Source organism: Luteibacter sp. ME-Dv--P-043b (genome assembly GCF_030209605.1).
Classification (GTDB): domain Bacteria; phylum Pseudomonadota; class Gammaproteobacteria; order Xanthomonadales; family Rhodanobacteraceae; genus Luteibacter.
The window spans coordinates 1-22742 of sequence record NZ_JARVRT010000021.1 but is presented as its reverse complement, the minus strand read 5'-3'; the positions used below and the strand labels follow the sequence as shown (position 1 = coordinate 22742).

The following is a 22742-nucleotide window of genomic DNA, read 5'->3' as shown; positions in this document are numbered from 1 at the left end:
ATGGACTACATCCCTCAACGGCGCGTGAACGACACCTGGCTGGCTGCGGCGAGGAGATCCGAGGGCATGGCCGAATCGGCGACCACCACACGCTCGAAACCCACTGCCGTGGCGATATCGCGCAGGCGCTCGCTGCTGACCACGGCCACGGCCTGGACCAGCCGGCGCCAGGCCGGCGCGATCAGCGCACGGTGCAGGTGATCCAGGGCCTCGGCGCTGGAAAGCAGCACCGCCGAGCGCCGGGTGAGCTTCAGCAGGGGATCGATATGGCGGCGATCCAGTCGGGGCGCCACGCGATGGTACACATGGATCTCGCTGAGCCGGGCGCCGCGTGCCGCCAGTTGTTCACGCAACACGCCGCGCCCGCCGGGTGCGCCGATCAGGGCCACGTGACGCCCCTGGATGTCGGCCAGTTCGGGCAGCCCCAGCACGCCTTCGCTGTTCTGCGAGGCCTCGGGAAACCGGGCATCCGGCAGGTTGGCGGTGCGCAGGGCGCGGGCCGTGCCGCGACCCACGGCGATGACGACCGCACGGGTGGCGAGAGGCAGGACATCGGCAGCGAAGCGCACGGCGGCGGGGCTGGTGAACACCAGCACGTCGCCCTCCAGCGCCCGGCGCAGTTCCGCGTCCACGGCGCTGGCGTCCTCGGTGGCGCGCAGGGAAAGGCCGGGCACGCTGACGGGAATGCCGCCCAGCTTGCGCACACGCCGGCTCATCGGCCCCGCCGTGCCGGCGGGGCGGGTGATGACGACCGTGACGTTACGAAGCGGCTGGGTACGGCTCACGTGAGGGCATCCTGCGGGTGATACGGGAGCATAGGAATATGGGGTCGACTGCACCAATGCCGAAGGTTGGGTCGCCATACGGATGCGAACGGTTTGCCTCGCCTCGTAGACTTGCCCGCTTATGACCTCGACAACCCACGATCTCGCCCTTCTCGAGCGTTTCATCCTCGACGGCATCCCCCTCGCGCAGGCCATGCAGGTGCGCCTTGCCGAGTTCGATGGCGAGCGCCTGGTCATGACGGCCCCGCTTGCGCCCAACATCAACGACAAGGCCTGCGCCTTCGGCGGCAGCCTGGTCACCCTGATGACCCTGGCGTGCTGGAGCCTGGTCGAGACCATGCTGCGCCGGCGTGGCAGCGACTGCGACGTGTTCGTGGCCGATTCGACGGTGCGCTACCTCGACCCGGTCTGGACCGATCTGCGCGCCGAGGCCCGGCTGGCGCCCGGCGCGCGCTGGACCTCGTTCTTCGCCATGCTGGACGGCAAGGGCCGCGCCCGCGCGGACTTCACCTGCATCGTACCGGGCGACGACGGCAAGCCGCTGGCCAGCATGGACGCGCGCTTCGTGGCCAAGCGCCGGGCATAATGCCGGCCGACGCCCCGAAGGACACCGCCATGCGCCGACTTGCCCTGCCCGCTCTTTGCTTCGCCCTGCTCAGCCTCAGCGGCTGCGCCACGGACAAGCGCAACCAGGCGCTGACGACCACCCTGCAGAATTATGCCGGCTCGATCCGCTGGGGCGATTTCACGGGTGCCCAGATCTACATCGACCCGACCTACGCCGAAGAGCATCCGCTCAGCTCGATCGAACAGGGTCGCCTGGCCCAGCTCCGCGTCACCGGCTACGACGAAGGCGGCGGCCCTCGCCCTGACGGCGAAGACGAAGTGGTGCAGGTGGTCCAGATCAGTGTCGTCAACATCAATACGCAGGCGGAGCGCAGCATCGTCGACCGCCAGCGCTGGCATTACGACCGCGAGAAGGGCAAATGGCGGCTGATGACCGGGCTGCCGGACTTCACGGTGCACTGAAGCCGCTATAATCGACCGTTTAGCCCTGTTGGCACGCGGAAGACCCGATGAACGACGTACTGCACAAGTTGCCCGAGTTCGTGAGCAACCATACCGCGCTGGTGGCGCTGTTCGTGGTCATCCTGGCCGTGTTGATCGGCGGTGAGGTGTCCCGTCTCTTCCGCAAGTGGAAGGGCCTGACCCCGGCCGGGCTCACCCAGCTCATCAACCGCGACACGCCGCTCATCATCGACCTCTCCGCCAGCGCGGACTTCGAGAAAGCGCACGTGCCCGGCGCGAAGAACGTGGCCATGAGCCAGTTCGATCCGGAAACGCACAAAGACCTGAGCAAGGCCCGGGAGATGCCGGTCGTGCTGATCGACAAGGACGGCCGTGGCGTGGGCAAGGCCGCCAACCGCCTGGTCAAGGCCGGCTTCGCCCGCGTGTTCGTGCTGGAGGGCGGTACCTACGCCTGGCAGGCCGCGCAGCTGCCCACGGCCAAGGGCAAACGCTAAAAGCCTCCGGAACACCGGTAGCCCCGGCGCGTCACTACATGCCGTGGATGCCCGCTCGGCTGCGCAGGATCGCATCCAGCACGTCGGGCGCCAGGTCGAACGAATCGAAATACAGCCGGTCTTCCGGCAGGCCCGCCTCGACGAACCGCTGCCGCCCGGCGGCGATCATCGGCGGCGGGCCGCTCATGTAGAGGTCCACGCCGGCCAGGTCCGGATGGTCGGCCAGCAGCGCCTCATGCACCAGTCCCTCGCGCATGCCGCCGGCCCGAGCTGCTTCGGCATCGGAAAGTACCGGGGTGAAGGTCAGGTTGGGCACCTTGTCGGCCCATGAGCGGACCAGGTCCCGCAGGTAGAGGTCGGCCGCGATACGCGCGCCCCAGTACACATGCATCGGGCGACGCGTGCCCAGCGCGATGAAGTGCTCGACGATGGCCTTCACCGGCGCGAAGCCGGTGCCGCCCGCCATGAACAGCATCGGGCGCTCCGAATCCTCACGCGGCACGAAGGTGCCCAGCGGCGCCTCGATGGCCAGGCGATCCCCGGTCTGCAACGACTCGTAGACCCAGGACGTAAACCCGCCGCTCGGCACGTGGCGCACATGCAGTTCGATCAGGCCATCGCGGCGCGGACCGCTGGCGATCGAGAACGGGCGATGCTTGCCGTCTTCCAGGATGACATCGAGGTACTGGCCGGGCAGCCAGTTCAGGCGCTGGCCGTCCACGGGCTTCAGCCAGATACCCACCACGTCGGGGGCGAGCATGCGCCGCTCGGCCACCGCCGTGTCCAGCCGGCGGTGCGGAATGTCCTCCACCGAAGCGATCTCGCGCACGCGGATGGCGATGTCGCCACGCGGCACGGCCTGGCACAACAGGATGGCGTGATGCTCGCTCTCCGAGGCGGACAACGCCACGGGCGGATGGTGCGGGTAGCCGCAATCGCCCTCGACGAGGGTCGCCTTGCAACTGCCGCAGACGCCGCCACGGCAGGAGTACGGCAAGGCGATGCCCGCACGCTGCGCGGCTTCGAGCACGGTTTCGTCGGTGTCGGCGTCGAAGCGCTTGCCGGACGTGGTCAGGGTTACGGTGGGCACCCGCACATTGTAGGACAATGACAGCTTGCCCATGGGACGACGCTGCATATGGCCATCTGGAAACACCCTGTCGACCTCGACCGCCTCAACGGCTGGAGCCGCGGCACGATGATGGAAACCCTCGACATCCGGTTCATCGCCTCGGGTGACGACTGGCTGCGCGGCACCATGCCGGTGGATCACCGCACGCAGCAGCCGTTCGGCCTGCTGCACGGGGGCGCATCGGTGGTGCTGGCCGAAACGCTGGGCAGTTCGGCCGCCCTGCTGACGCTGGACGTCGAGAAGCAGGTGGCGGTGGGCCTGGACATCAACGCGAACCATATCCGCGGCGTGCGCGGTGGCCTGGTGACCGGTACGGCGCGTGCGGCGCACCTGGGCCGGACCACGCAGGTGTGGGAGATTCGCATCGAGGACGAGGATGGCAAGCTGGTCTGCCTGTCACGCCTGACCATGGCCGTGGTCGCGGCGCACGGCCGTGCTCTGGGAAACCTTCGCTCGTGAGCGAAGGCGCGCCCTACGCCGCACTCTCACCCGATGTCGTGCTCGCGGCCGTGGATGCCACGGGCCGCTGGAGTGATGGCCGGCTGCTCACGCTGAACAGCTACGAGAACCGCGTCTTCCAGGTGGGACTGGAAGACGGTGGTTTCGTAGTGGTGAAGTTCTATCGTCCGGGCCGCTGGACCGATGCGGCCATCGAAGAGGAACACGCCTTCGCCCGCGAGCTGGCTGGGGCGGAACTGCCGATGGTGGACCCGCTGGTATTCGACGGTCGCAGCATGCTGGTCCATGCCGGTTACCGCTACGCGGTGTATCCACGCCGCGGCGGGCGGGCGCCTTCGCTGGAATCGCCCGACCAGCTCATGTGGCTGGGCCGGCTGCTCGCCCGCATGCATGCCCTCGGCGCACGCGAGCCATTCCGTGCCCGTGGCACGCTGGACCGGGCGACGATGATCGACGCGCCGGTGCGGGCCACGCTGGGCTCGGATCTGTTGCCCGCCCATCTGTTCGACGCCTATCGCCATGCCGCCGAGCGTGTCGCGGAGGCCGTGGGGAACCGCATCGAGGCGGTGGGACCCGTGCACCGCATCCGCCTGCATGGCGACTGCCACCCCGGCAACGTGCTGTGGACCGACGCGGGGCCGCACTTCGTCGACCTGGACGACGCGCGCATGGGGCCGGCCGTGCAGGACCTGTGGATGCTTGCCGGCGACGACGCCATGATGGATGCCCTGCTCGAGGGCTACGGCCAGTTCCGTGACTTCGACCCCACCGAGCTGGCGCTGGTGCCGGCCTTGCGCGCGATGCGCCAGGTGCACTACGCCGGATGGATCGCCGAGCGCTGGCACGATCCCGCGTTCCCCGCCGCGTTTCCTTTCGCGGCCGAGTCGCGCTGGTGGGAACAGCACATCGCCGACCTGCACGACATAGCCGACGAGCTCTGATACCCGCCCGCCTTTTCGTTCCTGCCCTTGTACCCCCTGTATTCGTGGAGACCGCCTTTGAATTCCTTCTTCACCCGTGTCATCGCCGTGTTCGAGATCGCCGGCGGCCTGTTCGGCCTGGTCCACCAATTCGAGCGCCTGCTCAACGGCCGCTTCAGCGGCGTGGATGCCATCGTCGCCGTGCTGGGCGTGCTGCTGTTCGGCTTCATCCTCGTGGCGGGCGTGCTGCTGGCCAGCAACGACGGGCGTGGCACCTCGATGTCCATCTGGGCGCAGTTCCTGCAGGCGCCGCTGGTGGCCACGCCGGTGTTCAGCTACGCGCTGTCCAGCGGCGCATTCGCCAATGTATCGCTGACCTTGCAGCGCTCGCCGCATCTCGGCTTCGACTGGGCCATCGCCGAGCACGGCTGGCTGCTGGCGCTCGGCGGGCCCTCGGCCGCGCACCTGGGCATCAACGTGCTGGCACTGGTTTCCTGGCTGGTGCTTCGTTTCGGCCGCTGAACCGAGGCATCCCCGCTATCATGGGCGGATGAACACGTCCTCGCTGCCCGTCATCCGCCTCAAGACCGACCGCCTGCCCGGCCACCCGTGGGTCTGGTCCGCCCAGATCGTCAAGCCCGACGATCGCCTGCCGCCCGGCACCGTCGTCGACGTGCACGACGCGAAGGGCCGCTTCGTCGGCCGCGGCTTCTGGAACGGGCATGCCCGCGTCGCCCTGCGCCTGCTCACCACGGATCCCGACCAGGCCGTCGACGAGGGCTGGATCGCCGCACGCATCGCGCGCGCCGTGGAACTGCGGCGCGGGCTGCTCCGCCTGGACGAGGTGAGCGACGCCTGGCGCGTGGTGCACAGTGAGGGCGACGGCCTGTCGGGCCTCGTGGTCGACCGCTATGCCGACCATCTCGTGGTGGAGTATTTCGCCGCCGGCATGTGGCGCTTCCGCGAGGTCGTCCATGCCGAGCTGCAGAAGCACTTCCCCAATGCCTCGCTGTACTGGTTCGCCGAGCAGCATGTGCAGCGCCAGGAATCGTTCGACGTACGCTCCAATGACGCCCCCGCCGCCGTGGACGTGAAGGAGCACGGCCTGTCGTTCCACGCGGCACCCGGGCTGGGCCACAAGACCGGCTTCTTCGCCGACCAGCGCGACAACCGGCTGCGCTTCGCCCGGCTGGCCCAGGGTCGTCGCGTGCTGGACCTGTGCTGCAACGCCGGCGGCTTCGCCGTCCACGCGATGAAGGCCGGCGCACGCTCGGCCATCGGCGTCGATGCGGACGCCGCCATCCTCGAGGTGGCCCGCGAGAACGCCCGCATGAACGATGTCGAGGCCAGCTTCGAGCAGGGCGACGTGTTCGAGTGGCTGCGCGCCGCGATCGCCCGCGGCGACACCTGGGACGCCATCGTGCTCGATCCGCCCAAGCTCACCCGCGACCGCAACCAGGTGGTCAACGCGCTGAAGAAATACTTCGCCATGAACCGCACGGCGCTGGATGTGCTGGCCCCTGGCGGCATCCTGCTGACCTGCTCGTGTACCGGGCTGGTCGGCGAGGACGATTTCCTCGAGATGATCCGTCGCGTAGCCCTCAACGCGGGCCGCGATATCCAGGTCCTTCACGTGGATGGCGCCGGCGCGGATCACCCGGTGGCGAGCAACGTGCCGGAGAACCGTTACCTCAAGGCGGTGTTCTGCCGCGTGGGCTGACGCCGCGTTCACCGGGCCTTGATCGCCCGCCGGATCACACTCCGGCCATGTCCCGAAAGCCGCCCTCCGACGCCCTTGTGGTCGTCTCCGCCGAACAGGCCCACGCGAAAGCGGCGGGCCTTGTCTACGTCTGCGATACCGACCAGGGCATCACGCGATGCAAGCGGGGCCGGGCGTTCGCCTACCTGGACGCGAACGGCAAACGGGTCACCGACGAGCAGGTGTTGACCCGGATTCGCTCCCTGGCCATTCCGCCGGCGTATAGCCGCGTGTGGATCTGCCCGGACGAGCGTGGGCACCTGCAGGCCACGGGACGGGACGCGCGGGCACGCAAGCAGTACCGGTACCACGTGGAATGGCGAAACGTGCGCGACCGCGGCAAGTTCGAGCGCATCCTGGAGTTCGGCAAGGTGCTGCCCACCCTGCGGCGGCGGCTGCGCAAGGACCTGGCGCTGCCCGGCCTGCCCCGGGAAAAGGTGCTCGCCCTGATCGTCAGCCTGCTCGAGGAAACGATGATCCGCATCGGCAACGATGTCTATGCGAAGCAGAACAAGTCGTTCGGCCTGACCACCTTGCTGTCGCGCCATGTCGCCGTGCACCGCGGCCGTATCGACTTCCATTTCCGCGGCAAGAGCGGGCAATGGCGCGATGTTCAGCTGGACGATCCGCGCCTGGTCAAGGCGGTGCGCCGGGTGCAGGAATTGCCCGGGCAACGCCTGTTTCAGTACCTGGACGACGAGGGGCACCGACAGCCCGTCGATTCCGGCATGGTCAACGACTACCTGCGCGAAGTCACCGGCGGCGAATTCACCGCCAAGGACTTCCGCACCTGGGGCGGCACGGTGAACGCGGTGGCCACGCTGGCCGGCACGCCGCATCCCGAAAAAGGCGGTGACACGGCACTGCGCGCCACCCTGGCCGGCGCGGTCAAGCAGGTGGCGGCGGTACTGGGCAACACGCCAGCGGTCTGCCGCGCCTCGTATATCCATCCGGAAGTGTTCGCGGGTTGGCTGGACGGCGAACTGCACCGGCATGTGCCGCCGACCGGGGCACATGCCTCGCGCAAGCTGGAGGCCTTGACACTCGCATTCCTGCGCCGCCGCCTGCGTGCATCCACCCGCTCCCGCTGAGCCCGGCGGATGGCTATAGTGCACGCAAGGGGGATCGGGTTCCATTTTTCAGGGGTTGGTTTGACGATGTGGCGGTGGAAGGCGTTTCCCGTAGTGTTCGGCCTGGCAAGCGCATCCGGTGCCATGGCGCAGGAGGCGCCCGTGGCGCCACCGATGGTATTTCCCGATGCGCAGAGCCATCGCGGTGTCGTCGACGACACCTGGATCGTCGCGCTCAAGCGTCTCCCGGGCGCCAGCCTCATGGCCGTGAAGAACTACGCGGACGAGGGCGACATCGCCGCCGGTGTATCGCTGCGTTATCACCTCGACGATGCCGACTGGATCATCGCCGACGTCTTCATCTACCCCGCCGGTGAAGGCGATACGACGAAAATGCTCAAGCAGGCCGCCGACGATTTTCGCGAATCCGTGGCCTACGCGGAGCGTCAGGAGATCTACCGGAACGTGTGGTGGGGCGACGAATCTCCCTACACGGCGGCACTGGGGGGCGGCAGGAAACTCCAGGGCCGCTTCCTGCCGATCGTGTTCGATGCACAGCAGGACATGCTCACCTCGCGCGCCTACCTGTTCTATCGCAAGCTGTACTACATCAAGATCCGGCTGAGCACGACGGTGGAGGCGGTCGACTCCCTGGCCGAGCGTGCGGACGGATTCATCGGCAGCCTGCTCAACGGCGTGGACATCGTCAGTGTCGGCGGCTGCGGGCGAAAGATGGATATCGTGGCCCTGCCCAGCGGCCAGCGCGCACCGGCGGATTTCACCGACGGCGTGAGCCCGGATGGCTTCGGTATCGCCATCGCGATGTCCCGACCGGGTGGACCGACGTACGCCACACAGATGAGCAAGGCCATGGTGACCGCGGCGAGGCGCCAGCTGGCGACGGGCTGCACCTCGCTGGATTACAAGCCGCCGGGTGACGACGCCACGCATGCGGTGCTTCACCTGAAGTTCGGCCCGAACGACTGGGGTGCGTCACCCAGGCATTGAAGGAAGAAGCGGCCGGGACGCGTCCCACGCCCGGCCGCTGACGTTCGCCGATGGCGGCCGGGCTCAAATCCTTGAGCCACACCGCGCCACCGGCGGCGACAGCAACATCATGCCCGCCGATATCGCGTCGGGCTATGGAAGGATTCTGAAAAATCGCGCGTCTTCGCCTGCGACCCGCCTGCACGCCATGCCGACCGCCGGCCCTTGTAGACTGGCGCCCCGTCCCGCCCGAGCCTGCCGATGAACCCGAAACCGCGACCGTTCTCCATGATCCGCGACTTCGCGCTGGCCGACTGGTTCACGCTCGGCAACGCAGCCAGCGGCGTGGGCGCGCTGTTCTCGACCATGACCTACCTGCAGGAAGGCGGTGTGTGGCACCTGTATATGGCGTGCGGACTGGTGTTGCTGGCACTGGTGTTCGACGTGCTCGACGGGCGCATCGCCCGCTGGCGCCAGCGGGCATCGTTGCTCGGCCGTGAACTGGACTCGCTGGCCGACGTCATCTCCTTCGGCGTCGCGCCCGCCGTCATCGGTTACGGCTGCGGCATGCAGGGCGGCCTGGACCGCGCCATTCTGCTCATGTTCGTCTGCTGCGGCGTGTCGCGCCTGGCCCGTTACAACGTCACCGCGGAAGGACTGGCCAACGACGAGGGCAAGGTCACCCACTTCGAGGGCACGCCCATCCCCACCTCGATCCTGCTGGTGGCGGTACTCTGCGCCGCGGCCGGTGCCGGCGCACTGCACGACGCGCTGTGGCTGGGCAGCGTGCGCCTGGCCACGCTGACGTTGCATCCGCTGTCGCTCATGTTCGCCGTATCCGGTGCACTGATGGTCAGCCGCATCCGCATTCCCAAGCTCTGAGGCCGCTCAGGCTGCCGACGCCGGTCCGACCACGGGCACGCGACGCCACGCGCGCAGGCCCATCACCGCCAGCACCACGAAGGCGGCATAGAGCACCGCCGTGATAGGCAAGGCCTTGTACACGTATTCGCCCACATAGATCACGTCGACCACGATCCACAGCCACCAGGCCGCCACGTGCCGACGTGCCTGCCACCACTGTGCGACGAGGCTGAAGGCGGTCAGCCCGGCGTCCAGCCAGGGAAGCGACGCATCCGTCCAGCGATGCATGGCGTAGCCCAGCGCGAGCGCGGCCGCCAGGCCCACCCCCAGGTGCAGCGCGGCGCGTCGTGGCTCCAGCGCGGCGACGCGCACATGGCCGTCGTCGTCCAGGTGGCGACGCCAGCGATGCCAGCCGTAGAGGATCAACGCCGCGAAGATCGCCTGCAGGAGCGTGTCCGAGTAAAGCTTCGCGTCGATGAAGATCCACGCATACGCAACGACGGACACCAGTCCCACGGGCCAGCACCAGGGATGGCGCTGCGCGGTCAGCCACACGGCCGCCGCGCTGACCAGGGCAGCGGCACCTTCGAACCACGACAGCTCAAAGCTCATACGTCACCGACAGGCGCGCAAGGCGCGGCAGGCCGGGAAACAGGTAGGCATCGCCACCGGACGTGCCCGTGTCACGCCAGTAGAACCGGTTGAACACGTTGTCGACATTGAGGCGCCAGGTCATCGCATGGCCGCCGACGGCGGTGGTATACCGCAACCCGGCGTCCACCACGTGGTACGCCGGCACCCGGGTGGAACCGTCGGGCGTGGCCACGTTGCTGCTGGCATAGCGCCAGCCGCCCAGGACGGCGAGCCCGGGCGCGAAGGGCAGGCTGTAATCGGCATACACGGCGGTGCGCCACCGCGGCACGTTGACCACCTGGTGATCTTCGTAGGTGGGTGCACCGGTGTTTTCCGCGCGCGCGCGGATGACGTTGGCACTGGCGGTGATCCGCAGGCGATCGGTGACACGGCCGGCCAGGTTCATCTCGATGCCCGTATGGACCTCCTGCCCCTGCTGCACGAAGGTGAAGCCCTCCGCCGTGCCGTCGGGGCGCGCGAACTGATACGACTGGCGAATGCGATAGAGCGCGGCCTGCAGGTCCAGGGCATCGTTCACGGCGTACTTGATGCCGGCTTCCGCCTGGCGGGAATGCAGCGGCGCCAGCGTCGTGCCGCCGTTGGAGGTCCAGTACGGCGCCTCGCGGCCCAGCGAAAGGCCTTCGCCATAGCTGACGTAGGTGGTCAGCGGTGCGGTCGGCTGCCACAGCACGGCGGCCTGCGGCAGCGTCTTCGTCTGGCGGGTGGCACGCTCCAGGGCGCCGGCACTGTCATACGCCCGCTCGTCCAGCCGGACCAGGCGCGCGCCAGCCAATACCTGCCATTGCTCACCCAGGTGGACCCGGTCGATCGCGAACAGCGTGCGCTGCCAGCTGGTCAGCCGGCGCACCGAGGCGCCGGGCTGGTTCGGCGAGGGATCGAACACGGGCACCACCGGATCGTCGATGTTGGCGGTGCCCACGTAATCGTAGACGTAGGGACGCTGGTCGACGGTACGCCGGAACGCCGTGGCACCCAGGTTCACCTCGTGGTCCAGCGCCCCCGTGGCGAAACTGCCCGTGACCACGCCGCGCACTTCGTCGTTCTGCCGCGTGTCGTCGGGGCTGCGGAAGTCGTAGACGTCATAGTCGCCGTTGGGCGCGAAGAAATAACCCGGCGTGGCGCCCGAGGCGCACGACGCGGCGTAAAAACAGCCATAAGCGAAAGCGACGTTGTCGTCGATCGCCGTATGGCTATGTCCTGCCGACACCTGCGCGTTCCAGGTGTCACTGAACCGGTAATTGAAGCGAAGCGACGTATTGCTCGAATGGATGCCGACCGGGCGCTGCCATGGCTGGTAACCCAGCAGGCGCGTGCGATGCGGGTGCGGCGGGATATCGGTACCGCCCAGCAACTGGTAGCCGGAGGCCGAGCGCCCGCCGCTGGTCTGGTAGTCGGTATCCAGCAGCAGCGTGGCCCGGTCGCCGATCTTCCAGTCCGCGCCGATCGAGACGAAACTGCGCCGGGCATCGGTGTGCTCGACCACGCCGTGGGTCTTTTCGTTGGCGGCGTTGACGCGCACGCCAAACGTGGGCGTGAACCATGTACCCAGGTCGAGTGCCTGGTACGCGGAACCATGCGAGTCGGTGCCCAGCGTCAGCGTGTTGACCTCGGCCGGACGCTTGCTGACATAGTTGATCAGCCCGCCCGGCTCGACGACGCCGGCCTCCAGGCCGCCGAGGCCCTTCAGCACTTCCACACGTTCCTTGCCTTCCAGCGCCTGCAACTGTTCCGCCGACATGATCATGCCGTTGAAGCGGAAACCCGTGGCAAGGTCCAGCGGAAAACCGCGGATGGACACGTCCTGGTAGTAGCCGGCCGGCGCGTAGTTGTCGTTGATGGCGGCGTCGCCGCGGACCAGTTCGCTCAGCGAACGCGGCTGGCGATCGTCGATCTGCGCGCGGGTGATGACGGTGATGGCCGCTGGCGTGTCGTGCAACGTGGCACTGCCGAAGCTGCCGAAGGTATCCAGCTGCGAATCCGCTGCGCGATACCCGTCCGCCGTGTTGGCGTGCACGTCGACTGTGGGCAAGGTGCGCGCCTGCGCGGGCGGCGCGGTGTCGTCGGCCGCCCATGCCGACGGGGCGAGCGCGATCAGGGCGAGGGCAAGGCAGGTACGGGCAAGGGTCATCGTCGTCTTCGTGGGCAGGAACGAAGCGACGGCGCACCGCGCCGCCCGCAAGGACGTCCGTGGTGCAGCAAGCTCCCTACGCCGGTATTAACCGGGTCAGGTTCCAAGGGACTCTCTCAGCCCGGCATTCGCCCGGCACCCCCGCTTCTAGAACGCCTATTGAACCACGAAAGCACGATCGGCGTGGTGCAGGGCCTTGAGCAGCGCCTGCCCTTCATCGCCGGCGAACCACCGCGCATGACCCAGGAGGAACGTGTAGTAAGCCACGTCGGCATGGTCGCGGCGGCGCGTGACGCCTTCGAAATACTCCACTTCGGAGAGGGCGAAATCCACGTGGACCACCGGCAGCACGTCGGCGAGCACGGCAAGGTCGTCCGCGCCGAGGGGCCGCACGGAGCGGTAACCTTCCACGAGGGCCAGCGCCAGGTCGGTACGCGCGATCGCCTCCTGCCCCAGGTCGAGCCAGGCGATGGCATTGCGCTCGATGGCGGTGGCCAGGTCGAACAGGGCGAAGGTGCGTGCGCAGAGGCCGAAATCCAGCACGTCGGTGATCCGTGCCTCGTCGCCGGCGTCACTCCAGCACAGGTTGGACACGTGCCAGTCGCCATGTGTCCACAGGGGGGGCTGGCGGGCGATCCCGGCGGCAGAGCGCACCTGCCAGGGCTGGAGGGCCGCCGCGATCTCGCTGCGCCAGTCGCGTTCGTGCAGGTAGGCCGCCAGTGCCGGCCGCATCGGCAGCTGGGCCGCCAGCGTACCCAGCGCATCCCGTGCGCCGAGGATGTCCGCGCGGGCCACCAGCAGCTGCGTGCCCCGCTGGGGCGCGTCGAAGCCCTCGGCGGCGAGGTGCAGGCGGGCCAACATGGCGCCGGCGACCCTTGCGTGTGCGATGCCGCCGATGGGCGACCACGAGAACGCATCGCGGTAGACGTCCGTGCCGGTGGCGCATCGGTGCACCTCGTAGACCCAGTCGCCCTGGGCGACGGCGGAGTGCCCCGCGGCGTCGGCCAGCACCGCCGGCACGGGTATGCCCCGTGCGCGCACATGCCCGGCGAAGCGATGTTCCTCGCGCAGCGTAAGGACGTCACGTACCCGCCGGTGATGCCGCTTGACGAAGACCTCGCCGCCCGCCGTGGCGACCCGGGCCGCCGCGGACAGCGGACGTGGGCTGTGCCAGAGGATGGGGCCCGTCGCACACAGCGCCGGATAGCCCACCAGTACCGACGAGACCTCGTCTGCAGCCAGGGGCGGCCAGTCGGGAACCTGCTGGTCGCCGGCCAATCCATGGGTGAAATGCGCGTCGTCGATCATGGGTCCAGTGTAGCGATGGGCGCCTTCCGCGTGCCGAATCGGCAAATTTGTCAAATTTCGCTCCATTCGATGGCGATGGCGCCGATAACCCTTCAGACTAGAACCGTGGATCGTGGAAAGTGCCGCTTCCGGCAACTTCGATCGATCCAATCGGGAGGCTGGTGGGGGCGGATGTGAGAGCAAACAACACGGAGTCGTTGGACTGGGGGCGTAGCATCGCCGTGGCGGGCGCGTATGCGGCCTGCTATGAGCTCACCCGGAATGTCTCGTTCTCGCACTGGATGCTCCCAGCTGGCCTGCGCCTGGCGTGCCTGCTGCTGGTGCCCCGCCGTTTCTGGCCGGCCCTGGCGGTCGGCGAGTTCCTGCCGATCGCCGAGATGTCGGCGCTGCACGCCTCCATGCTGGGCGTGATGTGGGCGGTGCTCAACTCGTTTCCTCCGATCGTCATGTGCATGCCCGCCGTGATCTGGGTGCAGCGGCGGGCATCCCTGCTTCGCGCCGACGGCAGGATCAACATGGGCATGATCCTTACCGCCACGCTGCTTTGTTCGCTTTCGGTGACCGCTGGCAACATCGTGGCCTACCTGACGGTGACGCCAGGCGACGGCTCGCCCCCTCCCGATCTCACTGCCCAGATCGTGCTGGCCTGGCTGCTGGGATGCTACCTCGGTGCGCTGGCGCTGACCCCTACGATCCTCGCTCTGCGCGAGCGGCTGATCGATGCCGGACACAAGGTGAACTGGCGCGACGTGATGACCAGCCCGCTCATGCGCGACATGGTGTTGATCGCCGTGCCATGCCTGGTCGGCGCCATGGTCGCCGCCTCGTTGACGGAAGGCGCCTGGCTGCAGGTGGCACGTATCGCCATGGCTGTTCCCATCCTTGCGCTGACCCTGCGCCACGGGTGGCACGGCACGGCCATCACGGGGTTGCTGGCCAGCGCCGCCATGGCCAGTACCTCGTTCGAACTGCAGGACCCGTCGATGATTCGCGCGCAGGTGGTGATTGCCTTCGTGCTGTCGACCGCCCTGCTGTTCGGCGTCCGGGTGGCTCGCCGCCTGGCGGCGAGCCACGTTCCGGCTATTCAGGGGGCGGGTTCGCGTACCGGCTGAAACCGCCTCTGATCGTTACGGGCCCTTGGATGTGCACTCCGATGCGTTCTTGCAGTCCGCCTGGGCCGCCATCAACCGCACGGTTCCATCCGCCTGCGGTGCGATGAATACCTGCACCGTCTCATCCTTGTAGACCGTCTCGCCAGATGTGCTCGCGGCGACCGGAAGCGGCTCGTCGGGGGTCGCCACATTCGTGGCATCCGAACCGACCGGCGTACCGACCAGGGCATAGGGAGTGCGGGCTACGGCACCCCGCACCTTGCCCGTGGTGTCGTTGACCTGGATGTAGCGCGTAGTCCCGCGCTGGAACACGTAGACGTGGTAGTTCGGACTCAGGCTGACGTCGGTGGTGCCGGGCCAGGACTGGCCGAGGCCCGACGATGCGGCGGGGGCCTGGTTTTGTGCATGGGCTAGGCCAAGACCGAGCGTGGCGACCACGAGAACTGCAAGGGTGGAACGGACATGGCTGTACATGGATGACTCCTTTGGGGGTTGGATGGAACGCGTCGGTCGCGGGACATCCACGACCGACGCGTCCACTGTCCCTCAACGCTTCCGGCGGCCATGAGCCGGCTGCCGAATACGCTCACAGCTGGAGTCTCTTAACACTCAGGGCGCGGTTTCGATCTCCGTGGCGCGTGCAAGCCAACCCTTGAGAGCCCAGCGCCCGAGCAGTACCGCAGCCCCGACATTGAGCACGGCTTCGGTCGGCCACGTCATGGGATGGCTGGGTTGCATGTTGGCGAAGGCCACCCACAACGCGTTCACGTTGACCAGGGAACCACAGCAGATGATGCCGCAGCATATTCGAGCCCCTCTCGCCTTGGTGCTATCGGTGACCAGCCACAAGGCACTGATCGCGATCAGGCAACACGAGATGAGGTTGATGAGAACGAGTGCCACGATCACTTGTCTGCTCCCTTGAAGATGCCACCGAGAAAACGACTGGCTGCCGCTTCGCCATATTGATCCAGCAACTTCTGCGCGAGGATCGTCACGTTGAGGCCGAAGCAGCCGACGAGGAATGCCACGGCCGCCTTGAGGTCGAGGTCGGCATCGGGCAGGTATTGCTTGTTGAGCGCAGGGGACAGGAACACGGCGAGCATCGCGCCGCAGATCACACGAACGATGGCCCTGCCCTGCGACTTGCCGCCGTACAACGCGACCGGCATGATCGCGCCGCCCACCGCCGCCATGAGCAACCACAGACTTGCGATGCCTTCCATGCTCATCATCGTCTCCTTATGGGTCCCCGACACGTTCCAGCGTGCCGCTCCAGGCTATCTCGCCGCGATCGAAGCGCACGCCGATCGATCCTGTCGCCAACGACGTGAGCGTCAACTCGCCCGGATAGAGCAGCCTGCAAAACGCGCCGCCGTTCTGCGACACCTTGAAACGAAAGGTGTGGACATCGGCATGCGCATCGAGCGGGGTGGCAACGATGCGGCAGGCCGCCGGCTCGCCGAAACGAAGCGATACCGAGTCGCCATCGAAACCCGCCACCACATGCATGGCCCTTCCTTTCGTGCTGTTCGCCACGCCAGCCCACATGGTGCCGCTCGCGAGTGGCGGAACGGATGCCACGGCATCGAAAACGAACAGACCGGCGACGATTGCCATCGCAACGCGCCCTTTGATTGATATCGACATATGTCGCCTCCCTCCTTTTGATTTACTTTTCGTCGCCGAGCCACACGGGCTTTCGGGTGAACCCGACGTGGTAGCAGATCCACTGCAACACGACCTGGTGCTCGCCGATCTGCAGGATGGTGAAACTCTTTTCCAGGCCCACGATGCTCCCCTTGGGCGACTCGCTCAGACAGCGATTCAATAGCGCCCTTGCCTCTTCCACCTGGTCGTCGGTACTCATCTGGCTCGGGTTGTTGCTGCCGACGACGATGCGCTTGACGAAGCGGATGTCGGAAAGATCGAACATGGTTGCTCCTTCGCGTGATGAACCGCGACGCGTCCCTGCGTCGCGGTCGCTACGTCACCGTCAGGCGGTGGCCGGTTCCTGCCTGCCCTCGGCGACGGGCGGCGCCAGGCTCCTGACCCGGGGCTCGCACGCGGTCTGCATGATGTCCATCACGCGTGCCAGACCTTCGGGCATACCCTTGTCCTCGGCTTTGACGTTGAGGTGGTACTTGGCCGAGTTGTCCGACGAACGCGTGTTCTGCATGTGCGAGGACACCGACCCGGCCACCTTGGCGTTCAGCGAGAACGCACCGACCTTGAACCCCGTCTCCACGCTGAAATCGGCGTTTTTCTTCTTCTCATTGGTTTCCGCGAAAGACGACTTCACCTCCATGTCGAACGTGATGTCCACCGTGCTCACCGCAAGGTTGGGCACCTTGACGATGGAGAGCAGCGGGACGTCCATCGATACTTCTTCCTCGCCGCTGGTGCCGTCGGGATTGATCACCGGCCGCTTGAAGCGGAACGCGGCGGTACGCGTTTCTTCCGAGGTGCCGTCGGCGCTCTTCTGGAAACCCACGGTGCGGATGAAGTCCGCCGTGGCCTGCGCGAGCTTGATCTGCGCGTCGCAGGCGGCACCTAGCGGCGCACCGATGAGGTCTCCCATCGGCAGGCCCTGGAATTGCTGGGCGATGTTGACCATTTCGGACATGTGAAGCTCCTTTTCTGTGGTTTACGACGTGACACACGCCATGTGCATCACGGCCCGGTACGCGGGTGGCATCACTCCTCGTACCTGAACGTCTGGAACACGCCCTGGGTCTGTGCCAGGTGGTTCATGAGGCGCGCCGTGCCTTCCGTGGGATCGGTACCCTCCACACGCATCACCACGTGCACCGAGCCGGACTTGTGCTCGCTGGAACGAATGGTGGTGTCGACCTGCACGGTGGGACGCTTGCGCTCGCCACGCCGCCCCCAGGCCAGCGCGTCCTTGATGGTGTCGCCTTCGGATACAGCCTCCGCGGCGCTGTCGGTGAGGCTGCCGATATCGACATCGAAGCTGATCTCGACATCCTTGATACGCAGCAGGTTCGTGGATACCAGGGGAAGCAATGGCGCGCGATAGAGGTCTTCATCGTCCTCTGTCGCATCCGGACGCATTGACGGCATGCGGATCACGATGCTCTTGGGTCGGTTGTCCTCGTCGAAATAGTCGCCCAGGTAAGCCATCTGCCGCTTCTCGATGCGATCCTGGGCGTCGATGACGGCACTGGCCATGGCTTCGATCAGGCCGGGTAATGGCGTTTGCGTGGGCATCGGTCAGGCACTCCGCGTCGTGTCGGAGGTAACGTCGAAACTATCCACGCGACGCAACCAGCCCTTGAGGAAGCGAGCCAGGCTTGGCCGCAGCGTCACCAGGTTGCGGTAGTAGTCGCGACGACCTTCCTGGAAGAGCGCCTGCACACGATGCGCATCCGCCTCCCGCAATGCCTTCATCGTCGCTTTTCCCACCCTGCCGTCGACATGCAGGCGCGGCTGCGCACCGAGGCTGTTGAGCACGCGTTGCAACAGCCGCGCCGAAGCGGCTCCGGCGTTGACCTGGAAGTCGCACACCATGTTGGCGAGGTGCTGCGAAGCGAACTCGTCACCACGTATCGCGTCCCAGTACAGTGCCTTGTAGATCGTCGCCGCCTGCATCTCGGTGAGTTCGCGCAAGGCGTCGATCGTTGGAGCGATGCCCAGCAGCTCGCGTGCGCAATGGGCGAATGTCGCCAGCGTGATGCCACGGTTCGTGGCACCGCCCGGATCGTTCGGGTCGTTGACGTAACCACCTTCGTGCTTGAAGAGAATGGGGGCGAATCGATGAAAATCGGCCATGATGCTTTGCTTTCCTTGGCGTTGTCTGCCGTTGGGTGAACTATGCGCGACCACTCGCATCACGCATATCGGTCGCGCACTGATTTGCAGTTAGGTGGGCGGTGGCTACGATATCGATCACGCATCCAGCGCAACCAGGCCCTCGCGAATGGCGTAGCGCGTCAGCTTTGCTATGCCACGCACGCCGAGCTTCTCCATCACATGATCGCGATGCGTACCCACCGTCTTCATGCTGAGGTGAAGCTTTGCAGCGATCTCGCGCGTGCCGAGACCTTCGGCATATAGCCTTGCCACCTCGCGCTCGCGTGCACTGAGGCGGGTGACGCGTGCATCCGGCATGCCGCATCGCGAACGAAAACCATCCACGAGGACATGCGCGATATCGGGACTGACGTAACAGCCGCAGCGAAAAACGTGTTCGATGGCTTCGGCAAGCACCGCGAACGAACAACGCTTGGCCACATAGCCGTGCACACCCGCATCGAACGCCGCGCGCACTGAAGGCGCGTCGTCGTGGGATGAGAGACACAGCATGCGTAATCGTGGCCGATACGCGGCCATGCGACGAACGACGTCGATGCCACGCGATCCTGCCGACAGGCTGCCGAAGATGATGAGGTCGGCGTCGTCGCGCATGCCGAGCCGCGCGCATTCGTCGCCGTCACTGGTGCTACCGACGATGGCGATGCCGGCGTGCCTGGCCAGCAAGGCGGCGACACCTTCGCGGACGACGGCCTGCTCGTCCGCAAGAATGACGTTCAGACGTCCATCCGGACCCGAGCCAGGAGGGAAACGGATGGACGAGGCGCGTGTCGACTGGGTGGCACATGGATTCATGGACATCGATGACATGGGGATGTTTCCGGGGGAGGAATGCCGGAGCGTGGCCGTCGCGGCCATGCCCTGTCCTTCCGGAAACCTTACGAGCCCCACTTTTCCATGGTCGACGAGGAGTTAAGGCCGTTGTCATCGGCGCAACCAAGCGATGAAACCACTTAGAGACGCCACCGATGCGTTTACGTTGGGCGATTGGACAGTGCGTCCGCGCCAGGCCGTGCTGGAGCGCGGCGAGGTGCGAACGTCACTCGAGCCCAAGCATCTTGATGTGCTCCTGTGCCTGGTCGAGGCTGCCGGCGATGTCGTCAGCATCGACCGGTTGCTCGATCGCTGCTGGCCCGGCGAATTCCATGGCGACAATCCGGTGCACAAGGCGGTCGCCATGCTGCGCAAGGGGCTGGGCGACGACGCGAGGGCACCGCGCTACGTGGCTACCGTGCGCAAGCGCGGCTATCGCATCGTCGCACCGATCGCCGATCTCACAGACGGGCAGGCGCGGAGGTGCGGAAGCGCCGGGACAGGGCAGTGGCTGTTCGATGGCGCCCACGTATGCCGTCCCATGGCAACGCGACATGCCGCGCGCTGGCTGCAGAACCAGGCGTGCTTTGCGGTGACGCTGTCCTATACGCGTCCCATCGCCACCAGGCACCGTGCGCGGGCCCGGGAAGGGCACCCGGAGGCCGACCGCAGGGATGATTCGCGATCCACGCGCACGCGATCAGCCGCGCGCGCCGCATTGTTGCTGTGCATGAGCTCGACGATCCTTTCGTTGACGCTCTGCACGTGGCTGGCCGTCATGGACGCACGACGCGCCATCGCACGCGCTGATCTACTCCACCGACGCGCCGAGGCGATCATTGCGTGCCACGATCGGCGTGTCGCCGAGGATCGGCCGACCGACGCCTGCAACGATCCTCAAGACAAAAGAAAAGGGCCCTGATTGCTCAGGGCCCTTTCTTGTTTGGCTGGGAGACTAGGACATGCATAAAACAGTCCCCAACCAATTGATTTCAGGCCGTATGGCGCTCGATGTCACCCGGAAGGGATTGCTCTCCAAGTTTGACCAAGTTTGCGAAGGGTATCACGGGCTCCCTCGTGCGGGATTCGTATCTCGATTCACAGAGTGGCCTCCGAAGTCCAAGCCGTGAACATCTGCGATTCTGGCCGCAGCCCTGTTCGATTCGGAAGGCGCTCGATAAAGGAGCGCATTTCCACCCTCCAGGGAAAGCAGTCGCCAATCATCGGCTTTGTCGTTGGGTCCATGGGCCACGACGAGGTGCGTAGTAGCAGCGGTAGCGTCCCTCTCACCGTCGAGATTTCCCACGGTGGACGGGATGTAGATGAATAGGGCCGAGGTCATCAAATGGCCAATGAAAAACTGGCTGCGCAAACGATCTGCCTCGCCTCTTGACACGCGATCAAGGGCCGCGACCACGGTCATGCCTAGGCTACCACCGTAAAGTGGTTGAACGGCCTCGCGACAGAAAGTGATGAGCCCGGTCGGCATCCAGGAAATCTTAAGCAACGCCAACGTCAGAGCGAGGACCGCGGACACGTCCAGCACGATGAGCAACCGCCGCAGACCCCGATGGGGGTTTTCGTCGGTCAATAAAGTTAGCCCGATCACCATGAGCCCCCCAAGGATTGCGGGCCAGACGATTGCTCCGCCTGCTCGAAGAAAGGTGGCGGTGCTGATTTCTGAAATCAGCCAAGGAACGTCCAGTCGACGAAGATAGGCTACGTAGTATTGATATCCGAGAAGGATCCCTGCCGCTGTAAGGCCGGCTGCCGCGGTTCCGAAACCGACCAACGCCTTCCAGAGTGGCTGGGCCTCGGCCGCCAATCCTGATTCCGGAAGCGGGCTCTCCTCGGTCATCGGCTACCCCCTCTTCACCAACTCGCTGGCGGGACGGGGAAGCACCTGAAGGCGGCGCTCCAGTTCCTCGACAAAGGCTGGCCAGTCGGCCCCGTAGACGGCAACTAGCCGACGACACACCAGAAGATCCACGCCCCGCTGTCCCAGTTCGATCTCCGAGATGGTCGTCTGGCTGGTTCCCATCTGTTCGGCTACCTGGTCCTGGCGCAGCCCCGTAGCCAGCCGAAGTTCGCGCAGCAGCGAGCAAAGCACCTGCTGCTCGTGCTTATGGACCGATGTCAGTTTGGGAACGTGCTTGGGCATGCGGACCTCGACGGGAACCCGCACGCTACGGAATCGGCGTGTTTACACTATTTTCAGGCATACACCCGAAAAACAGGTGTAACCTCCGTGACGCGCCGCTGATGGCGCTCTTCAGGAACAGGGACCATGTTGGATTGGATGTTTGGTGGCAGAAGCCGCCGGCCGGGTTGCACCTTGGTTTTGGCCATTACCGGGACGTGGGCCTGCTCTGCCCAGGCCGCCACGCACTACCTCACGCTCATCAACGACGACGCCGTCTCGGCCGTAGCCATCGAGGCCGCGCCCACAGGAAGCACCGACTACCGGACGCTGGACACCGCGGGCTCGCTCCAGGGCGGCCGGGCGGGCCAAGTCATGGTGGCCTTCCCGGACGGCCAGTGCGTGTTCGATCTCCGGGTGAGTTACCCCGACCGGGGGCCGCTGACCGTTACCGGCTGGAATATCTGCCGCCAGCCCACGTTGTATCTGGGCAAGGCCCGACGAGCCGGCATCCGCCAAGCCGAATCGCACTAAGCACCCCTCGACGTCCCCCCGCCTTCAGTAGCGGTCCGATTTGAGTCCGGGGTTAATGTAACTGTTTCGCGTAAGCGGCGGGAGTCAGCCCGCCGAGTGCCCTCTTCGGTCGCTCTTCGTTGTATTCCCGTCGCCAGTTTTCGATCTCGGTTCGGGCATGCAGCAGGCTGGGAAACCAGTGTTCGTTGAGACACTCATCGCGAAGCCTTCCGTTGAATGATTCGATGTAGGCGTTCTGATTCGGCTTGCCAGGCTCGATCAGGCGCAGCTGCACGCCGCGCTCGTGTGCCCATGCGACCATGGCCTTGCCACAGAACTCCTTTCCGTTGTCGCTGCGAATGATCTTCGGCAGGCCTCGAGTGACAGCCAGGCGATCCATGACGCGCGTGACGCCGATGCCTGAGATGGCCCGCTCGATCTCGATGGCGACTGCCTCATGCGTGGCGTCATCGACGATCGTCAGGCACTTCAATACGCGCCCTTCGGCGGTGCGATCGAAGACGAAATCGATGGACCAGACCTCATTTGCGGCCGCGGGCCGGAGCAGTGGCTGCCTGTCGGTCGGAGGCACCTTTTTCCTTTTGCGACGGCGCACCTGCAGGTTCGCCTCCTGGTACAGGCGCTCAACTCGCTTGTAGTTGACCATCTGACCGGCCTGGCGGAGTTTCAGGTAGATCATGCCGACGCCGTAGCGTTTATGGCGATTGGCCAGCGCGCAGA

The 22742-nt window shown here is 66.1% G+C and carries 29 protein-coding genes, 1 pseudogene and 1 riboswitch; of the genes and pseudogenes, 13 read left to right on the top strand and 17 right to left on the bottom strand.

Annotated features, from left to right (window positions below; genetic code table 11):
• Window positions 1–14: 14 nt before the first annotated feature.
• Window positions 15–785, bottom strand: a complete 771-nt coding sequence (locus QRN34_RS13370) for a uroporphyrinogen-III synthase (RefSeq protein WP_285405114.1) — start codon at window positions 783–785, stop codon at window positions 15–17.
• A gap of 121 nt (window positions 786–906) precedes the next feature.
• Between QRN34_RS13370 and QRN34_RS13365 the strand changes: the two genes are divergently transcribed.
• Genes QRN34_RS13365 through QRN34_RS13355 form a run of 3 tightly spaced genes read left to right on the top strand, consistent with a single transcriptional unit; the run spans window position 907 to window position 2308 of the window.
• Window positions 907–1371, top strand: a complete 465-nt coding sequence (locus QRN34_RS13365; protein ID WP_036137968.1) for a YiiD C-terminal domain-containing protein — start codon at window positions 907–909, stop codon at window positions 1369–1371.
• Window positions 1372–1400: 29 nt separating this feature from the next.
• The gene (locus QRN34_RS13360) at window positions 1401–1814 is read left to right on the top strand and encodes a hypothetical protein (protein WP_285405110.1); all 414 of its coding nucleotides are present in this window, start codon (window positions 1401–1403) and stop codon (window positions 1812–1814) included.
• Between the two features lie 47 nt (window positions 1815–1861).
• Window positions 1862–2308, top strand: coding sequence for a rhodanese-like domain-containing protein (locus QRN34_RS13355; RefSeq protein WP_285405108.1), 447 nt, complete (start codon window positions 1862–1864; stop codon window positions 2306–2308).
• A gap of 34 nt (window positions 2309–2342) precedes the next feature.
• Here the strand turns inward: QRN34_RS13355 and QRN34_RS13350 are convergent, their stop codons facing one another.
• A complete protein-coding gene (locus QRN34_RS13350) occupies window positions 2343–3446 on the bottom strand; it encodes a 2Fe-2S iron-sulfur cluster-binding protein (RefSeq protein WP_285405106.1) in 1104 nt (367 codons plus the stop codon).
• Here QRN34_RS13350 and QRN34_RS13345 point away from each other — a divergent pair, their 5' ends adjacent.
• From QRN34_RS13345 to pssA, 7 genes are all read left to right on the top strand, one after another.
• Entirely contained in the window at window positions 3447–3899 is a 453-nt protein-coding gene (locus QRN34_RS13345; protein WP_285405104.1) for a hotdog fold thioesterase, read from the top strand.
• Complete coding sequence (locus QRN34_RS13340) at window positions 3896–4840, top strand: serine/threonine protein kinase (protein ID WP_285405102.1); 945 nt, start codon at window positions 3896–3898, stop codon at window positions 4838–4840. The genes QRN34_RS13345 and QRN34_RS13340 overlap by 4 nt, the downstream gene beginning before the upstream one ends.
• 57 nt (window positions 4841–4897) lie before the next feature.
• Window positions 4898–5341: a hypothetical protein gene (locus QRN34_RS13335; protein WP_285405101.1), complete on the top strand. Its 444-nt coding sequence runs from the start codon at window positions 4898–4900 to the stop codon at window positions 5339–5341.
• Window positions 5342–5369: 28 nt separating this feature from the next.
• Window positions 5370–6539, top strand: coding sequence for a class I SAM-dependent rRNA methyltransferase (locus tag QRN34_RS13330; RefSeq protein ID WP_285405100.1), 1170 nt, complete (start codon window positions 5370–5372; stop codon window positions 6537–6539).
• Window positions 6540–6586: 47 nt separating this feature from the next.
• Entirely contained in the window at window positions 6587–7669 is a 1083-nt protein-coding gene (locus QRN34_RS13325) for a DNA topoisomerase IB (protein WP_285405098.1), read from the top strand.
• 141 nt (window positions 7670–7810) lie between these two features.
• Window positions 7811–8656 carry a hypothetical protein gene (locus QRN34_RS13320; RefSeq protein ID WP_285405096.1) on the top strand — a complete coding sequence of 282 codons (846 nt, stop codon included), beginning with the start codon at window positions 7811–7813 and terminating at the stop codon, window positions 8654–8656.
• A 240-nt stretch (window positions 8657–8896) separates the two neighbouring features.
• Window positions 8897–9517 (top strand): CDP-diacylglycerol--serine O-phosphatidyltransferase, encoded by a 621-nt coding sequence (gene pssA, locus QRN34_RS13315; RefSeq protein ID WP_285405094.1) that lies wholly within the window; start codon window positions 8897–8899, stop codon window positions 9515–9517.
• A gap of 6 nt (window positions 9518–9523) precedes the next feature.
• On the opposite strand, the gene pnuC is transcribed toward pssA, so the two are convergent.
• The 3 genes from pnuC to QRN34_RS13300 all read right to left on the bottom strand — a co-directional run bounded on the left by pnuC (window position 9524) and on the right by QRN34_RS13300 (window position 13643).
• Window positions 9524–10111, bottom strand: a complete 588-nt coding sequence (gene pnuC / locus QRN34_RS13310; protein ID WP_285405092.1) for a nicotinamide riboside transporter PnuC — start codon at window positions 10109–10111, stop codon at window positions 9524–9526.
• On the bottom strand, window positions 10101–12281 hold the full coding sequence (locus QRN34_RS13305) for a TonB-dependent siderophore receptor (RefSeq protein WP_285405090.1): 2181 nt from the start codon (window positions 12279–12281) through the stop codon (window positions 10101–10103). Before QRN34_RS13305 ends, pnuC begins: the two co-directional genes overlap by 11 nt.
• Before the next feature lie 56 nt (window positions 12282–12337).
• Window positions 12338–12434, bottom strand: a riboswitch (TPP riboswitch).
• Between the two features lie 3 nt (window positions 12435–12437).
• Window positions 12438–13643: a phosphotransferase gene (locus tag QRN34_RS13300; RefSeq protein ID WP_345782902.1), complete on the bottom strand. Its 1206-nt coding sequence runs from the start codon at window positions 13641–13643 to the stop codon at window positions 12438–12440.
• Between the two features lie 143 nt (window positions 13644–13786).
• Between QRN34_RS13300 and QRN34_RS13295 the strand changes: the two genes are divergently transcribed.
• Window positions 13787–14701 carry an MASE1 domain-containing protein gene (locus QRN34_RS13295; protein ID WP_285405088.1) on the top strand — a complete coding sequence of 305 codons (915 nt, stop codon included), beginning with the start codon at window positions 13787–13789 and terminating at the stop codon, window positions 14699–14701.
• Window positions 14702–14716: 15 nt separating this feature from the next.
• Here QRN34_RS13295 and QRN34_RS13290 read toward each other — a convergent pair whose 3' ends face one another.
• From QRN34_RS13290 to QRN34_RS13250, 9 genes are all read right to left on the bottom strand, one after another.
• Window positions 14717–15175, bottom strand: coding sequence for a hypothetical protein (locus QRN34_RS13290; protein ID WP_285405087.1), 459 nt, complete (start codon window positions 15173–15175; stop codon window positions 14717–14719).
• Between the two features lie 135 nt (window positions 15176–15310).
• Window positions 15311–15610: a hypothetical protein gene (locus tag QRN34_RS13285; protein WP_285405085.1), complete on the bottom strand. Its 300-nt coding sequence runs from the start codon at window positions 15608–15610 to the stop codon at window positions 15311–15313.
• Window positions 15607–15933 carry a hypothetical protein gene (locus QRN34_RS13280; protein WP_036137994.1) on the bottom strand — a complete coding sequence of 109 codons (327 nt, stop codon included), beginning with the start codon at window positions 15931–15933 and terminating at the stop codon, window positions 15607–15609. The genes QRN34_RS13285 and QRN34_RS13280 overlap by 4 nt, the downstream gene beginning before the upstream one ends.
• A gap of 10 nt (window positions 15934–15943) precedes the next feature.
• Window positions 15944–16321 (bottom strand): hypothetical protein, encoded by a 378-nt coding sequence (locus tag QRN34_RS13275; protein WP_285405082.1) that lies wholly within the window; start codon window positions 16319–16321, stop codon window positions 15944–15946.
• Window positions 16322–16373: 52 nt separating this feature from the next.
• Entirely contained in the window at window positions 16374–16637 is a 264-nt protein-coding gene (locus tag QRN34_RS13270) for a hypothetical protein (protein ID WP_285405080.1), read from the bottom strand.
• A 60-nt stretch (window positions 16638–16697) separates the two neighbouring features.
• Window positions 16698–17327 (bottom strand): DUF2589 domain-containing protein, encoded by a 630-nt coding sequence (locus QRN34_RS13265; RefSeq protein ID WP_285405078.1) that lies wholly within the window; start codon window positions 17325–17327, stop codon window positions 16698–16700.
• Window positions 17328–17398: 71 nt separating this feature from the next.
• Window positions 17399–17932 carry a DUF2589 domain-containing protein gene (locus tag QRN34_RS13260; protein ID WP_285405076.1) on the bottom strand — a complete coding sequence of 178 codons (534 nt, stop codon included), beginning with the start codon at window positions 17930–17932 and terminating at the stop codon, window positions 17399–17401.
• 3 nt (window positions 17933–17935) lie between these two features.
• Entirely contained in the window at window positions 17936–18493 is a 558-nt protein-coding gene (locus QRN34_RS13255; protein ID WP_285405074.1) for a glycosyl hydrolase 108 family protein, read from the bottom strand.
• Between the two features lie 117 nt (window positions 18494–18610).
• Window positions 18611–19330 carry a response regulator transcription factor gene (locus QRN34_RS13250; RefSeq protein WP_285405073.1) on the bottom strand — a complete coding sequence of 240 codons (720 nt, stop codon included), beginning with the start codon at window positions 19328–19330 and terminating at the stop codon, window positions 18611–18613.
• A 199-nt stretch (window positions 19331–19529) separates the two neighbouring features.
• Here QRN34_RS13250 and QRN34_RS13245 point away from each other — a divergent pair, with 199 nt between their 5' ends.
• The gene (locus QRN34_RS13245; protein ID WP_285405071.1) at window positions 19530–20270 is read left to right on the top strand and encodes a winged helix-turn-helix domain-containing protein; all 741 of its coding nucleotides are present in this window, start codon (window positions 19530–19532) and stop codon (window positions 20268–20270) included.
• A gap of 141 nt (window positions 20271–20411) precedes the next feature.
• Here the strand turns inward: QRN34_RS13245 and QRN34_RS13240 are convergent, their stop codons facing one another.
• Window positions 20412–21206, bottom strand: coding sequence for a hypothetical protein (locus QRN34_RS13240; RefSeq protein WP_285405069.1), 795 nt, complete (start codon window positions 21204–21206; stop codon window positions 20412–20414).
• A gap of 3 nt (window positions 21207–21209) precedes the next feature.
• Complete coding sequence (locus tag QRN34_RS13235) at window positions 21210–21509, bottom strand: helix-turn-helix transcriptional regulator (protein WP_285405067.1); 300 nt, start codon at window positions 21507–21509, stop codon at window positions 21210–21212.
• Between the two features lie 174 nt (window positions 21510–21683).
• Here QRN34_RS13235 and QRN34_RS13230 point away from each other — a divergent pair, with 174 nt between their 5' ends.
• The gene (locus QRN34_RS13230) at window positions 21684–22022 is read left to right on the top strand and encodes a hypothetical protein (protein ID WP_285405065.1); all 339 of its coding nucleotides are present in this window, start codon (window positions 21684–21686) and stop codon (window positions 22020–22022) included.
• A 24-nt stretch (window positions 22023–22046) separates the two neighbouring features.
• Here the strand turns inward: QRN34_RS13230 and QRN34_RS13225 are convergent.
• Window positions 22047–22742, bottom strand: a pseudogene (locus QRN34_RS13225) (IS3 family transposase); the annotation flags it as partial.